Annotated in this window: 12 protein-coding genes; 1 reads left to right on the forward strand and 11 read right to left on the reverse strand. The window is 72.7% G+C overall.

What is annotated here, in order from left to right; all coding sequences use genetic code 11:
• Positions 1-31: 31 nt before the first annotated feature.
• Entirely contained in the window at positions 32-1,444 is a 1,413-nt protein-coding gene (locus DE149_RS07310) for an MATE family efflux transporter (RefSeq protein ID WP_069942010.1), read from the reverse strand.
• A gap of 1 nt (position 1,445) precedes the next feature.
• The gene (locus DE149_RS07315) at positions 1,446-2,399 is read right to left on the reverse strand and encodes a CPBP family intramembrane glutamic endopeptidase (protein WP_113914272.1); all 954 of its coding nucleotides are present in this window, start codon (positions 2,397-2,399) and stop codon (positions 1,446-1,448) included.
• A gap of 143 nt (positions 2,400-2,542) precedes the next feature.
• On the opposite strand from DE149_RS07315, the gene DE149_RS07320 reads away from it, so the two are divergent.
• A complete protein-coding gene (locus DE149_RS07320) occupies positions 2,543-2,956 on the forward strand; it encodes a VOC family protein (protein WP_100058966.1) in 414 nt (137 codons plus the stop codon).
• Between the two features lie 10 nt (positions 2,957-2,966).
• Here DE149_RS07320 and DE149_RS07325 read toward each other — a convergent pair whose 3' ends face one another.
• From DE149_RS07325 to DE149_RS07365, 9 genes are all read right to left on the reverse strand, one after another.
• Positions 2,967-4,478, reverse strand: a complete 1,512-nt coding sequence (locus tag DE149_RS07325) for a SulP family inorganic anion transporter (protein WP_113914242.1) — start codon at positions 4,476-4,478, stop codon at positions 2,967-2,969.
• Positions 4,479-4,541: 63 nt separating this feature from the next.
• Complete coding sequence (locus DE149_RS07330) at positions 4,542-5,636, reverse strand: permease (RefSeq protein ID WP_113914243.1); 1,095 nt, start codon at positions 5,634-5,636, stop codon at positions 4,542-4,544.
• A 16-nt stretch (positions 5,637-5,652) separates the two neighbouring features.
• Positions 5,653-6,339 carry an ABC transporter ATP-binding protein gene (locus tag DE149_RS07335; RefSeq protein WP_069941561.1) on the reverse strand — a complete coding sequence of 229 codons (687 nt, stop codon included), beginning with the start codon at positions 6,337-6,339 and terminating at the stop codon, positions 5,653-5,655.
• Entirely contained in the window at positions 6,336-7,391 is a 1,056-nt protein-coding gene (locus tag DE149_RS07340) for a hypothetical protein (RefSeq protein WP_113914244.1), read from the reverse strand. Before DE149_RS07340 ends, DE149_RS07335 begins: the two co-directional genes overlap by 4 nt.
• Entirely contained in the window at positions 7,388-8,098 is a 711-nt protein-coding gene (locus DE149_RS07345; protein WP_233490719.1) for a hypothetical protein, read from the reverse strand. Before DE149_RS07345 ends, DE149_RS07340 begins: the two co-directional genes overlap by 4 nt.
• Positions 8,099-8,147: 49 nt before the next feature.
• Positions 8,148-8,318, reverse strand: a complete 171-nt coding sequence (locus DE149_RS11630; protein WP_020621742.1) for a hypothetical protein — start codon at positions 8,316-8,318, stop codon at positions 8,148-8,150.
• A gap of 372 nt (positions 8,319-8,690) precedes the next feature.
• Positions 8,691-10,796, reverse strand: a complete 2,106-nt coding sequence (locus DE149_RS07350) for an ABC transporter ATP-binding protein (protein WP_113914245.1) — start codon at positions 10,794-10,796, stop codon at positions 8,691-8,693.
• The gene (locus DE149_RS07355) at positions 10,793-12,550 is read right to left on the reverse strand and encodes an ABC transporter ATP-binding protein (protein ID WP_113914246.1); all 1,758 of its coding nucleotides are present in this window, start codon (positions 12,548-12,550) and stop codon (positions 10,793-10,795) included. The genes DE149_RS07350 and DE149_RS07355 overlap by 4 nt, the downstream gene beginning before the upstream one ends.
• A 521-nt stretch (positions 12,551-13,071) precedes the next feature.
• Positions 13,072-13,347 carry a metal-sensitive transcriptional regulator gene (locus DE149_RS07365; protein WP_036384544.1) on the reverse strand — a complete coding sequence of 92 codons (276 nt, stop codon included), beginning with the start codon at positions 13,345-13,347 and terminating at the stop codon, positions 13,072-13,074.
• Positions 13,348-13,417: the final 70 nt, after the last annotated feature.

Genomic DNA, 13,417 nt, shown 5'->3' on the forward strand with positions numbered 1-13,417 from the left:
GCCCGGCCCACGCGTCACCGCCCGGACGCGCTCACCCGACGCCGAGCCGCATCCAGTCGTCGCGCCGGGCCCGCCAGCCGAGGGTGAGCGCCCGCATCCCCATGTAGACCCCGGCGAACCCGAGCCAGAGCAGGCCCAGCTGCACACCGGCGTCGGGCACGGCGGCGTTCGGTCCGGGCCAGGCCGCGGTCCAGCCGAACCCGCCCGTGGCGAGCTGCGCGAGCACCCAGAGCGCCGGCGCGTAGACCACGAGGTTCACGAGGCCGGCGAGGGCGAGGTAGCGGGCGTCGCCGGCGCCGATCAGCACGCCGTCCAGCACGAACACGTACCCGGCCACCGGCTGCCCGGCGGCCAGCACCCACAGGCCCACGGTGGCGGCGGCCTGCACGGTCGGGTCCGTGGTGAACAGCCCCGGCAGCACCGGTGCCGCCAGGGCCAGCACGGCCCCGGTCACGACGCCGAAGCCCAGCCCCCAGCGCACCATCGTCCGGGTGAGGCGACGGGCCGCATCCGGCCGGGCGGCCCCGAGCTCGGCGCCGATCAGGGCCTGCGCGGCGATCGCGAGGGCGTCGAGTGCGAACGCCAGCGTGGAGAACAGCGTGAAGACGAGCTGGTGCGCGGCGAGGGTGAGGTCGCCCGCGCCGGCGGCGGCCATGACGGTGATGAGGATGGCCGCGCGCAGGCTCGCGGTGCGCAGCAGCAGCCACGAGCCCACCTGGGCCGTGGCGCGCATGCCCGACGCACGGGGCGCCCACACCGTGCCCGAGCGGCGGAAGCGCGGGGCCAGCACGAACAGGTATGTCACGAGCATCGCCCACTGCACCACGGACGTGCCGACGGCCGAGCCGGCCACGCCCCAGCCCAGCCCGTACACCAGGGCCACGTTCAGCCCGATGTTCGCGCCGAAGCCCACACCCGCCACCACGAGCGGCGTCACGGTGTCCTGGAGGCCGCGGAGCACCCCGGTGGCCGCGAGCACGGCCAGCAGGGCCGGCAGCCCCGGCATGGACCAGCGCAGGTAGGCGACGGCGTGGGCCTGCACCTCACCCGTCGCGCCGAGGGCCGCCGTCAGCGCGGGGGCCGCGAGCCAGCCGAGGACGGCCAGCACCGCGCCGAGCAGCAGGCCCAGCCAGATGCCGTCGCGGCCGCGGTCCATCGCGGCGGCCGGGTTCCCCGCCCCGATCAGCCGGGCCACCGCCGGGGTGGTGGCGTAGGCCAGGAAGATCATGAGGCCGGTGAGCGTGTGCAGGATGGTGGTGCCGATCCCGACGCCGGCCAGCTGGGCCGTGCCCAGGTGCCCGATGATCGCGGTGTCGGCCAGCAGGAACAGCGGCTCCGCGATGAGCGCGCCGAATGCGGGGACCGCGAGCGCGAGGATGCGCCGCGTGAGGGCGCGCGCGTCCTGCGGGGCGGGCGCCGCCGTCGAGCCGGAGGGTCCCGCCATCTCAGCCCAGCAGGGCCAGCAGCGGGGCCAGCGCCGTGGTCGGGGCAGTGGGGTCGGGCAGCGTGTCCGGCAGCAGGGGGGCCACGAGGTAGAGCATCGCGATGGCGATGCCGTTGTTCACCATGTGCAGCAGCACCGCGTACCCGAACGAGCGGCCCATCAGGATGTAGGACACCGTGATCGCCACCGCGAGGGTCAGGTACGGGACGGTCTCCACGAGACGGAAGTCGCCGCCGGTGCCGAGGAAGTGCAGGAGCGTGAACGCGAGCACGGAGACCACGGCGCACACCCACACGTTGATCCAGCGGGAGAGCTTGCCGATCAGCAGGTGGCGGAACACGTACTCCTCCACGAGCGGGGCGGCCACCACGGTCATGAGGATCATGAGCACGGGCGGGGCCTGCGTGGTCATCTCCTCGAGCGCGGCCTGGTTGGCGCTGGTCTGCGCCTCCCCGATGAGGCTCAGCACGATCATGTTCACGACGATGCACGCCAGCCACGTGGCGGGCAGCAGCAACAGCTTCCACCACGTGCCCGTGCGGAACACCCGCAGCGACGTCACGAGGGGTCGCCAGGCCACGGCCAGCACGAGCACCACGAGGATCGTGTAGCTGACGATGTTCACCGTGAACCCGTCGCGGACCAGGTCGAACGCCTCGAGGTCACCGGGGACCAGGCCGAGCGACACCGCCAGCCACAGCCCCAGGCCAAGCACCATGAGCGCCACGTACACGAGCACCACGACGGCGTCGCCCCAGTGGAACCGACCCGGGGTCCAGTCCGGCGCGGTGCGGGCCGCGGGCCGGTGGCCGGGCCAGCCGGCGGGGACGCCACCGGGGGCGCCGGGGTGCCCGTACGGGCTCGGGGCGACGGCGGCGCGGCGGTCGGACGGCCGGCCCGACGGCGGCCAGCCGGCGGGCGGACCGGACGGCGGGCCGGAGGGAGGAACGCTCATGGCGGCCACGCTACCAACGGGGGCGGACGCGCCAGGCCGCGGGCGCCGTCGTCGGGAGCGGCCCCGTGGCCCACACCACGCCCGCGCGCCCGCGACACGCGCGCGGTGGCGGTGGGCCGAACCCCTCGTCTACGGTGCTCCCCATGGCCTTGTTCTCCCAGCCGGTGTTCATCAACCTCCCGACGACGGACACCGAGCGGATCCGTGAGTTCTGGACGACCCTGGGCGCCACCGCGATGGACGACTACTCGGACGAGCACTCGGTGTGCATCGAGCTCACCGAGTCGACGTACGCGATGTACCTCAGCCCCGGCTACTACACCGACTTCATCGGCAACCGTGAGATCGCCGACTGCCTCACCACCAACTCCGCCCTCATGGCACTGAGCGTCGGCGACGCCGCGGCGGTGGACGCCCTGGCGGACCGGGCGGTCGAGCTCGGCGCCGCCGAGGTGCCCCTGCCCGTGGACCTGCGCGAGGAGATGGCCGACTCCGGCATGCACTCCCGCGAGATCGTCGACCCGGACGGCCACCAGTGGGAGTTCATCACCGCCTGAGCCCGCCGGCTCAGGTGCCGAGCCGCCCGGTGAGGCGCGCGTGCATCGCCGCGGAGGCCTCGTTCAGCCCCGTCACCTCGGCGTGGATCCCGTGCTGGGCGTACTTGGTCAGCACCGAGTCGAGCGCGGCCACAGTGGAGGCGTCCCACACGTGCGCGGCACCCATGTCGATCACGACGCACGGCGGATCGAGGGCGTACTCGAACTGCGAGTAGAGGTCGTTCGAGGACGCGAAGAACAGGGCGCCGTGCACGCGATACGTGACGGCGCCGCCGTCGTCGTGGACCTCGCGGGCCACCGTGACCAGACGCGAGACGCGCTGGGCGAAGAGCACCAGCGCAGTGAGCACACCCACACCCACGCCGATCGCGAGGTTGTGAGTGAGCACCGTGGCCGCCACGGTCACGGCCATGACGGCGGTCTCCGAGCGCGGCATCGCGCGCAGGGTGGCGGGGCGCACCGAGTGCCAGTCGAAGGTCGCGGCGGCCACGAACATCATCACGCCCACGAGCGCGGCCATGGGGATCTGCGCCACGAAGCCGCCGAAGGCCACCACGAGCACCAGCAGGAACACGCCCGCGAGGAACGTGGAGATCCGGGTGCGGGCGCCGTTCGCCTTGACGTTCATCATGGTCTGCCCCACCACGGCGCAGCCGCCCATGCCGCCGAACAACCCCGAGACCACGTTCGCGACACCCTGCCCCCAGGACTCGCGCGTCTTGTCCGAGCGGGTGTCGGTGATGTCGTCCACGAGCTTCGCGGTGAGCAGGGACTCGAGCAACCCCACGAATGCCATGCCGATGCTGAACGGCAGGATCAACCGGAGGGTCTCCCACGTCAGCGGGACGTCCGGCAGGCCGAGCACGGGCAGCGCATCCGGCAGCGCGCCCCGGTCCCCCACGCGCGGCACGGCCAGGCCGGCGGCCATCACCAGGGCGGTGACCATGACGACGGCCACGAGCGTCGCAGGCACCGCGGTGGTGAGCCGCGGCAACAGCACCACGATCACCAGGGCCAACGCCGTGAGCGGGTACACGAGCCACGGGACGCCGATCAGCTCGGGCAGCTGCGAGGTGAACACGAGGATGGCCAACGCGTTGACGAACCCCACCATCACCGAGCGCGGGACGAACCGCATGAGCCGGGCCACCCCGAACACGCCGAGCAGGATCTGGATGACGCCGCCGAGGATGATCGCGGCCAGGAGGTGCCCCACCCCGTGCTCGTGGGACAGCGGCGCCACCACGAGCGCCACCGCACCGGTGGCCGCGGAGATCATGGCGGGCCGGCCGCCGACGATCGCCGTCGTCACCGCCATCGTGAAGGACGCGAGCAGCCCGACGCGCGGGTCCACGCCCGCGATGATCGAGAACGCGATGGCCTCCGGGATCAGCGCGAGCGCCACCACGACGGCGGCCAGCACCTCGGTGCCCAGCAGCCGAGGGCTGCGCAGGGTGCGCAGGACGGACTGCCGCTGGAGCGGCGTGAGGGCAGGCGGGGGCGCGGCGGGTAAGGCGGGCATGCTCCCGAGGGTAGCGGTGCGCGGGCGGGGTGCCCGCCGGTGAGCGGGTCCGCCCGCCACCCCTCACGCCGTCCGCATCACCCGCACGGGGTCGCGGAACGCGGCGAACGCCGCCGGGGCGAGGCTGGCCAGCAGCGCGGTGAGGGCGGCCAGCACGGCCACCGCCGCCACGAAGTCCACCCCCAGCGTCCCGCCCTGGCCGGCGACGACGGCGTACCCGGCTCCGGAGCCCAGCACGGCGCCCAGCAGCGCAGGCACGGCGGTGCGCACGGCCACGAGCAGGATCAGGTCTCCGCGGCCGATGCCGAGGGTGCGGCGGCGGCCGAGGTCGCGGCGGCGGATGAGGACGTCGGCGAGCACCACGATGGACACGAAGAACGCGCCGGCTCCGAGGATCAGCAGCAGCAGGGAGCGTCCGAGCCCGGCGAGCTCGCCGGTGATCACCTGGTTGCCGGCGGAGAGGGCACGGGCGGTCTGGATGGAGGAGGCGCGCGGGTCGGGGTCGATCACGGCGAGCGCGGCCTCCTGCATGGCGCGGGTGCCGGCGGTGTCGGCGGCGAGGACGCGGACCTGCTGCATCACGAGGGCGTCCGGGGCGGCGGGGACGGTGAGGGCGTAGCCGTCGAGGTCCTGGAAGGGGTCCTGGGCCTGAAACGCCCCGACGACGGCCCACTGGCGGCCGTCCGTGGCCTCGATCGCTCCGGAGGGCTGGGCGAGGCCGAGCTCGGCGAGCTTGGCCTCGGGGACCACCACCTCGCCGGGGGCGGGCAGGCGGCCGCGGGTCAGCTCGATGCCACGGTCCAGGGTGCCGACCACGTTCGTCACGGCCACGCGGGCGCCGCCCCGGCCGATCCCGGTGTTCACGGCGTCCATGGGCGAGTCCCGGGCGAGGGCGGCCTCGGCGGTGTCGAGTCCGGCGAGGGTGGCCGCGGTGGCGCCGGTGAGGAAACCGGTGCCGTCGGTGTCGGTGACGGTGAGCACGCGGGCGCCGGGGCCGGAGAGCTCTGCGGCGACGGCCGCCTCGGTGGCGGCCTGCCTGCCCACGGTGGCCACGGCGGCGAAGCACATGGCGGCCGCCACGAGCAGTACGAGGGCGGAGGGCACGGGAGAGGTGCGTGCGGCGGTGACGGCTTCACGCAGCAGGGTGCGCAGGTTCATGGGCGGTCCTCCCGGTTCACAGCCGCACCACCTCGTCGGCGCGGGCGACGACGGCGGGGTCGTGGGTGGCGACCACCACGGTGCGCCCCTCGGCGGCGGCATCGGCGAGGGCGTCCATGACGAGGCCGGCGTTGTCCGGGTCGAGGTTGCCCGTGGGCTCGTCCGCGAGGACGACGGCGGGCGCGTTCACGAGGGCGCGGCACACGGCCACCCGCTGCGCCTGCCCGCCGGAGACCTGCCCGGGCCGGTGGTCGGCGCGGTGGGCGAGGCCGAAGCGCTCGAGCAGCGCCCGTGCCCGGTCCTCGAGCGTCTGGCGCTCCAGCCCGGCGTAGAGGCCGGGCTCCACCACGGAGTCCAGGATGGGGCGGGACGGGTCCAGCTCCGAGTCCTGGAACACGAATCCCACGGAGGTGGCGCGCAGGCGGGAGCGCTCCCGGTCCGGGCGGGTGGAGGCGTCGACGTCGCCGAGGCGCACCACTCCGGAGGTGGGCGTGAGCATGAGCCCGAGCACGTACAGGAGGGTGGACTTGCCGCGCCCGGAGGGTCCGGTGAGGGCGGTGACGGCGCCCGGCGTGAACGCGTGGGTGAGGCCGTCGAACAGCTCCTCGGCGGCGCGGGTGTAGGCGAAGCGCAGGTCCTCGACGGCGAGGGCGGCGGGGACGACAGGGGCGGCGGGCGTGCCCGGGGTGGCGGGCCCCGTCATCGGGTGCCGTTCAGCACGCGCACCTGCTCGCCGGCGTCCACGCCGTCCACGACGGCGAGGCCGTCGGCGGAGCCGAGGACGGTGACGGTGCGGTCCTCCGCGGCGCCGTCCCGGACCACCGTGACCGTCGCGGCGCCGTCTGGCTGGGTGCGCAGGGCGGACACGGGGACCACGGGCCCGGAGACGGGCGGGACCACGCTGACCTGGGAGAGCAGGGAGGTGGTGGCGTCGGCGGGCAGGGTGTCGCAGTCCTCGCCGCAGACCACGCCGCCGTCCGGGGCGGTGAGGGTGATGCGGATCAGGCCCTGCTCGTCGGAGGTGGACTCGCCGGCGACGGCCTCCCATTCGTGTTCGCCGTGGGGCACGGTGACCTGGGTGCCGGCCGGGATGAGGGCGGCCTGCTCCTGGTTGACCTCGAGGGCGAAGTCCGGTTGGTCGCCGGGGCGGGCCACCACGTTCTCGCCGCCGGCGAGGGTGGTGCCGACGGCGGTGGTCTTCGCGTCCACGCTGAGGGGCGCGGGGAGGGCGTCGAGGACCACGAGCTGGCCGAGCTCCACGGTGTCCGCGGCGGGGTAGCCGCGTTCGGTGAGCCAGTCGTCCCAGGCGTCCGCGGTGGCCTCGTCCCACGTGCCGGTGTCCTCCACCTTCGCGCCGGTGGCGGCAAGCATGCGCTGGAACGCGGCGACGTCGTCGCCGGAAGTGCCCTCCCCGAGAGGGCGCCACTGGGGAAGCTCGCCCTGGAGGACGAGCACGGGCTTCTGGGCGACGGCGTACAGCACCTCCCCGGCAGCCACCTCGCCGGACTCTCCGGCCCGGGTGACGACGCCGGTCAGCGCGTTCACCGCCGCCGGCGTCTGCTCGCGCGACACGGAGACGCCGAGGGTGATGACGCGGCCGAGCTCCTGCTCGGCGACGGTGACGAGGGCGCTCGCGGCCGGACGCTGCTCGGCCTGAGCCGGAGGGGTGAGCGTGACCCGGCCGGCCCAGAAGGCGAGCGCGGCGACGGCCACGAGCGCAAGGACGAGGGCGGCCCAGCGGGCGGGGCGATTCATCCGGATGACCCCCAGAAGACATCCTGCGGCGGAAGCTCCGGGCATGTCTGCGCGACCTCGGCCTGGTGTTCTGCCGACACGCCCCTCATGCTGTCCGCGAAGGGCCACCACTGGTGGCGGCCTGGAGTGTAGAACGCGGAGACGAATGCCTCTTTGGAGGGGCGCGCGGAGGTGTCGACCGTGTAGCCGTAGGCCTCGAGACACGGGATGAGGTATTGGTCCCAGTAGTCATAGACGAGGCGGAGCTGCGGATCGGTCCAGTCCTGGGTGTAGCTCGGATCCACCGGGTGCTGTGCGTAGCAGGTCACGTAGGCCGCCTCGAAAGCAGACCTCTGGGACTCAGGTGGGGTGTCGATCTGAATTCCCCCGGTCGGACCGACCGAGTTCGGCCACCCGGCCTCGGCCAGGCATGTGGACACCATGCGGTCCGACTCGAGGGACGTGGCGTACCACCCGGAGCGCTCCACCTGAGGCGGCGCGGGCATTCCCGCCCCCTGAGCGTGCCGCGCGACTTGCTCACGGTAGGCGCGCTCCTTCTCCGCCTCCGTCGTCAGGAGGGGTTCGATCCTCTCGGTGGGAACCCACTGCGAGGCGTCCCAGGTCTTCTCGGCCGTCGCGGTGGGGGGAGCGGCGACCGTGGATGAACCGCCGAGGCCCGCAGACTCCCGACCGACGCAGCCGGTGAGGGTCAGGGCGACGGCCGCCACCAGGGCGGCCGTCGCAGGAATGCGTAATGAAGTCATCGGTGCCGGCGAGTCAGTACGGGTAGTAGCAGTAGCCGTAGGTGCCCGACAGGAGGAGTCCTGCGCTGCAGTCCTGCCGACCGGAGTCCGTCAGCGCCTGCGCTGGCACCGCACCGGAGACGGCCAACGGTCCAGCGACGGCCACGCCGGCACCGACCTTAGAAATCCGCTGCTTCATACCCATGTCGCTCCTCCTTATGGTTGACGCTCAGTCGTGATCTACGTCATACTCTATGAAGGTGCTCGCCCTGTGTCCAGAGAATTCTCGGTCGGTCCACAGACGTGCCCCACCAGGGAGTCAAGAGGGTCCTGCGCGTGACGGATGCGCAATCTCAGGGGACGAATGAGCGCGGCCACACCGGCAGGGGTGGCCCGACGATCGGGTTTCGATACTCCCGTCACCGCCGCGCGCCCTAGCCCCGTACACCTCCGGCTCCGGAGAGGTGCGGGCTCGTGAAGCTCACCGGCACCTGGATCGAGAAGGTCATCGGGTGGTCCCGTGTCGCAGCGACGCCAGCGGCCAGTGGCTGGGCGCCGGCGCCATCCAGCCCCGGCCTCAGCGGGCGTCCTCGCGCGCGGCGGGCGCGCCGTCGTCGTCCTGCTCCTCCGCCTGTTCCCCGCCCTGGAACTGGCTCCTGTACAGCCGGAAGTACGCGCCGCGAGCGGCCAGCAGCTGATCGTGCGAGCCCTGCTCCACGATGTCGCCGTCCTCCATCACGAGGATGACGTCCGCGTCCCGGATGGTGGAGAGGCGGTGGGCGATCACGAAGCTCGTGCGGTCCGAGCGCAGCGCCGCCATCGCGCCCTGGACCAGCACCTCGGTGCGGGTGTCCACGGAGGAGGTGGCCTCGTCCAGGATCAGGAGCGAGGGCTGGGCCAGGAACGCACGGGCGATGGTGATGAGCTGCCGCTCGCCCGCGGACACGTTGGCGGCGTCCTGCTCGATCACGGTGTCGTAGCCGTCGGGCAGGGTGTGCACGAAACGGTCCACGTAGGTGGCCTTCGCCGCCGCGACGACCTCCTCGTCCGTGGCGTCGAGTCGGCCGTAGCGGATGTTCTCCCGGATGGTCCCGCCGAAGAGCACGGCGTCCTGGAGCACCATGCCGGTGGCGGCGCGCAGCTCGCCGCGGCTGACCGTGCGGGTGTCCACGCCGTCCAGCAGGATCCGCCCGCCGTCCACCTCGTAGAACCGCATGATCAGGTTGACCAGGGTGGTCTTGCCGGCACCGGTCGGCCCGACGATCGCGACCGTCTGCCCCGGCTCCGCCACGAAGTTCAGGTCCGTGATGAGCGGCTTCTCCGGCGTGTAGGAGAAGCGCACATGCTCGAACTCCACGCGACCGCGCAGCGGGCGCGGGAGGTGGGCGACGCCGTCGGGCCCGGGGATGGCGGAGGGCGCCGTTTCCCGAACGAAAGCGCTCTCGGAGGGCGCCGTTTCCCAAACGAAAGTGCCGTCGGGGGTGCGGGCGGGGGTGCCGTCGGGGGTCTCCTCCGGCTCGTCGAGGAGCTCGAAGATGCGCTCGGCCGACGCCACGCCGGAGATCAGCATGTTGGACATGCCGGCGATCTGCCCGAGCGGCTGGTTGAACTCGCGCGAGTACTGGATGAACGCGGTCACGGCGCCGAGGGTCATCTGCCCGTTGGCCACGCGCAGGCCGCCGGCCACCGCGATGCCCACGTATCCCAGCCAGTTCACCCACTGCATGATCGGCATGATCATCCCCGAGTAGAACTGCGCCGTGAACGCGGCCTCGTACAGCTCCTCGTTGCGCTCGTCGAAGCGCGCGGCCATGTCCCGCTGCCGGCCGAACACGGTCACCAGCTCGTGCCCCGTGAACGACTCCTCGATGTGCCCGTTGAGCCGGCCCGTCTCCCGCCACTGCGCGGAGAACAGCGCCTGGGACTTCTTGCCGATCACGCCCACCACCACGCCGGCCACCGGCAGCGCGATCAGGGCGATGAGCGCGAGCTGCCAGGACAGCCAGAACATCATGCCGACGATGCCGATCACGGTCAGCGCCGAGTAGACGAGCGAGGCGAACGCCTGCTGGAGGGCCTGCTGGACGTTGTCCACGTCGTTGGTGGTGCGGGAGAGCAGGTCGCCGCGCTGCCCGCGGTCGAAGTGGCTCAGCGGCAGCCGGTTGATCTTGGCCTCGATGTCCTCGCGCAGGCGGAACACGAGGCGCATCACGAGATCGTTGAGCACGCGGCCCTGCAGCCACATGAACAGCTGGGCCACGAGGTACATGGCCAGCACGATCAGGATCAGCCGGCCCAGCTCGGTGAAGTCGATCCCCTCACCCGGCGTGAACGCCATGCCGGAGAGCATCTCCGCGGCCTGGTCCTCGCCCTGGGCGCGCAGCCCGTCGATGACCTGCTCGCGGCTCAGCCCGCCGGGCATCTGCGCGGAGACCACGCCGCCGAAGATCACGTCCATCGCCCGGCCGAGCACGCGCGGCGCCCACACGTTGAACACCACGGCCACCAGCACCATGACGGCGACGACGGCCAGCCCCAGCTTCTCCGTGCGGAACAGGCTCATGAGCCGCTTCGCGGACGGCCAGAACGCCTTGGCCTTGCGGGCCGGGCCGCCGCCCCAGTCGTCGGTGGCGCCCTGCTCCTGGATCTCGAGGATCTCCTCGTCGGTCAGGTGCTCGCTCATGCCACGTCCTCCGCGGTCAGCTGGGAGTCCACGATCTCCCGGTAGGTCTGGTTGTCCGCCAGCAGCTCGGTGTGGGTGCCGCGGCCGACCACGCGGCCCTCGTCCAGCACGATGATCTGGTCGGCGTCGGTGATGGTGGCCACCCGCTGGGCGACGACGATCCGGGTCACCCCGGCCGCCGCGCGGTCGAGCGCCGACCGCAGCCGCGCGTCGGTGGTGACGTCCAGCGCGGAGAACGAGTCGTCGAACACGAGGATCCGCGGCTCGGCCACGAGGGCACGCGCGATGGACAGGCGCTGGCGCTGGCCGCCGGAGACGTCCGTGCCGCCCTGGGACAGGCGCGAGTCCAGACCGGAGGCCGCCGCCTCTCCCCTGCCCGTGGTGCGGGCGCGCACGAAGTCCGCGGCCTGGGCCGTCTCGAGGGCCGCCCAGATGCGCTCGTCCGAGGCGTCCGGGGCCCCGAACTGCATGTTCTCCCGCACGGTGCCCGAGAACAGGTACGGCTTCTGCGGCACGAGGGCCACGGCCTCGGTCAGCTCGGCCCGGGCCAGGTCGGTCACCGGCACGCCGTCCACGAGCACCTCGCCGGACGTCGCGTCGTACAGCCGCGGCAGCAGGCTGATCAGCGTGGACTTGCCGGAGCCGGTCGAGCCGATGATCGCCGTCGTGGTGCCGGGGGCGACGACGAAGCTGACGTCGTCGAGCACCGGCGCCTCGGCGCCGGGGTACTGGAAGGTGACGTGGCGCAGCTCCACGGCGCCGTCGCGACGATCGGGGGTCACCGGGCGGACCGGCTCAGCGAGCGTGGGGACGGTGTCCAGGACCTCGCCGATGCGGCGGGCGGAGATCACGGCGCGCGGGAGCATCATCATCATGAAGGTGCCCATCATCACCGCCATGAGGATCTGCAGCAGGTACTGCATGAACGCGGTGAGCGCGCCGACCTGCACGAGCCCCGCGTCCACGCGCTCGCCGCCGAACCACAGGACGGCGGCGGTGGCCAGGTGGAGGATCATCGTGATGACCGGGCCGAGCAGCACGAACAGCCGGCCGATCCGCACGGACGTCTCCGTCAGGGCGGCGTTGGCGTCCGTGAACCGGCGCGCCTCGTGGCGCTCGCGCACGAACGCGCGGACCACGCGGATGCCCTGGATCTGCTCGCGCATCACGCCGTTGACGTCGTCGATGTTGTCCTGCATCCGCTGGAACAGCGGCATGAGACGCGCGACGATCCACGCCACGATCACCAGCAGCACCGGCACGGAGACCCACACGAGCCAGGACAGGCCCGGGTCCTCGCGGATGGCCATGATGATGCCGCCGACCGCCATGATCGGCACGGCCACCATGAAGTTCAGGGCCATGAGGGTGAGCATCTGCACCTGGTTGACGTCGTTGGTGCCGCGCGTGATGAGGGTCGCGGCGCCGAAGCGGCCGAGCTCCTCCGCGGAGAACGCGTCCACGCGGGTGTAGACGGCGCGGCGCAGGTCCCGGCCGACGCCCATCGAGGCCTTCGCGCCGAACCACACGGCGGCGATCGCGGCGACCACCTGCACCAGCGCGACGCCGAGCATCACGAGGCCGATGTCCCAGATGCGGGCGGTGTCGCCGCGGGCCACGCCCTCGTCGATGATGCGGGCGTTGAGGCTGGGCAGGTACAGCATGGCCAGCGTGCTGATCAGCTGCAGCACGACGACGGCCGCGACGGCGCCGCGATAGCGCCGGCCGTGACGGCGGAGCAGGGTCCAGAGCATGGGGCTCCCAGGGAGTCGGGATGGGCGCGCGGCCGCGTGGGCCGCAGGGAGATGGGCCGAAGGGGGCCGGGTTCATTGTGCCCCAGCCGCGGGCGAGGAGGTCGGGCAGCAGCCGTCGTCGTCGGACGCCGCGGGCGCACCCCGGACAGCCGGCTGCCGAACCACCCGCTGGCGGACCCGCACGAGGACTGAGCGACGCCAGACGGGGGGCGTGAGCCAGACGTTTCCGCTGCTGAGGGTCCCTCAGAACAGCACGAACATCTGGCTCACGCCCCCGGAACGCCTGGCTCAGCGCCCGAAGAGCCTCGCGAAGAACCCTGCGGCCCCGGCACGGCCCGCGCGGGCTGCGTCGCGCTCGGCATCAGAGTGACGGCCATCGCACCACTGCGCCGCGGGGACGACGGCCTTGACGGACTCGACGTGCCGGCCGCATCCGGCCCAGGTGGCCCTGCGGCAGACGCGGCAGCGCGCAGGACGGCACATGAGGGATCCTTTCGGCGAGGGGGCTTCGGGGTGGCCGGTCAGGCCAGGGTCATGAAGAGCTTCTCGAGCTCGGCGACGGTGAGCTTCTCCTCGTCCTCCGCCTTCTCGGGGTCGGCGAGGCAATACTGCATGGCCGCAGAGACGATCGCGAAGCCGGCGCGATCCAGCGCGGTGGAGACGGCGGAGAGCTGCGTGACCACGTCCTTGCAGCGACCCTCGCCCTCGACCTCGCGGATCACGGCGTCCAGCTGGCCGCGGGCCCGCTTGAGGCGGTTGAGGATCTTGCGCTGGGTCTCGGCGTCGGCGGTGCGCACGGCGACCTCCTTTGTCACGGTGGCGGGGAGGGGAATCATATCCCCAGGGGTATCCGGCGACGTCGCCGGA

The sequence above is a fragment of the Micrococcus sp. KT16 genome (assembly GCF_003315015.1).
GTDB lineage: Bacteria > Actinomycetota > Actinomycetes > Actinomycetales > Micrococcaceae > Micrococcus > Micrococcus luteus.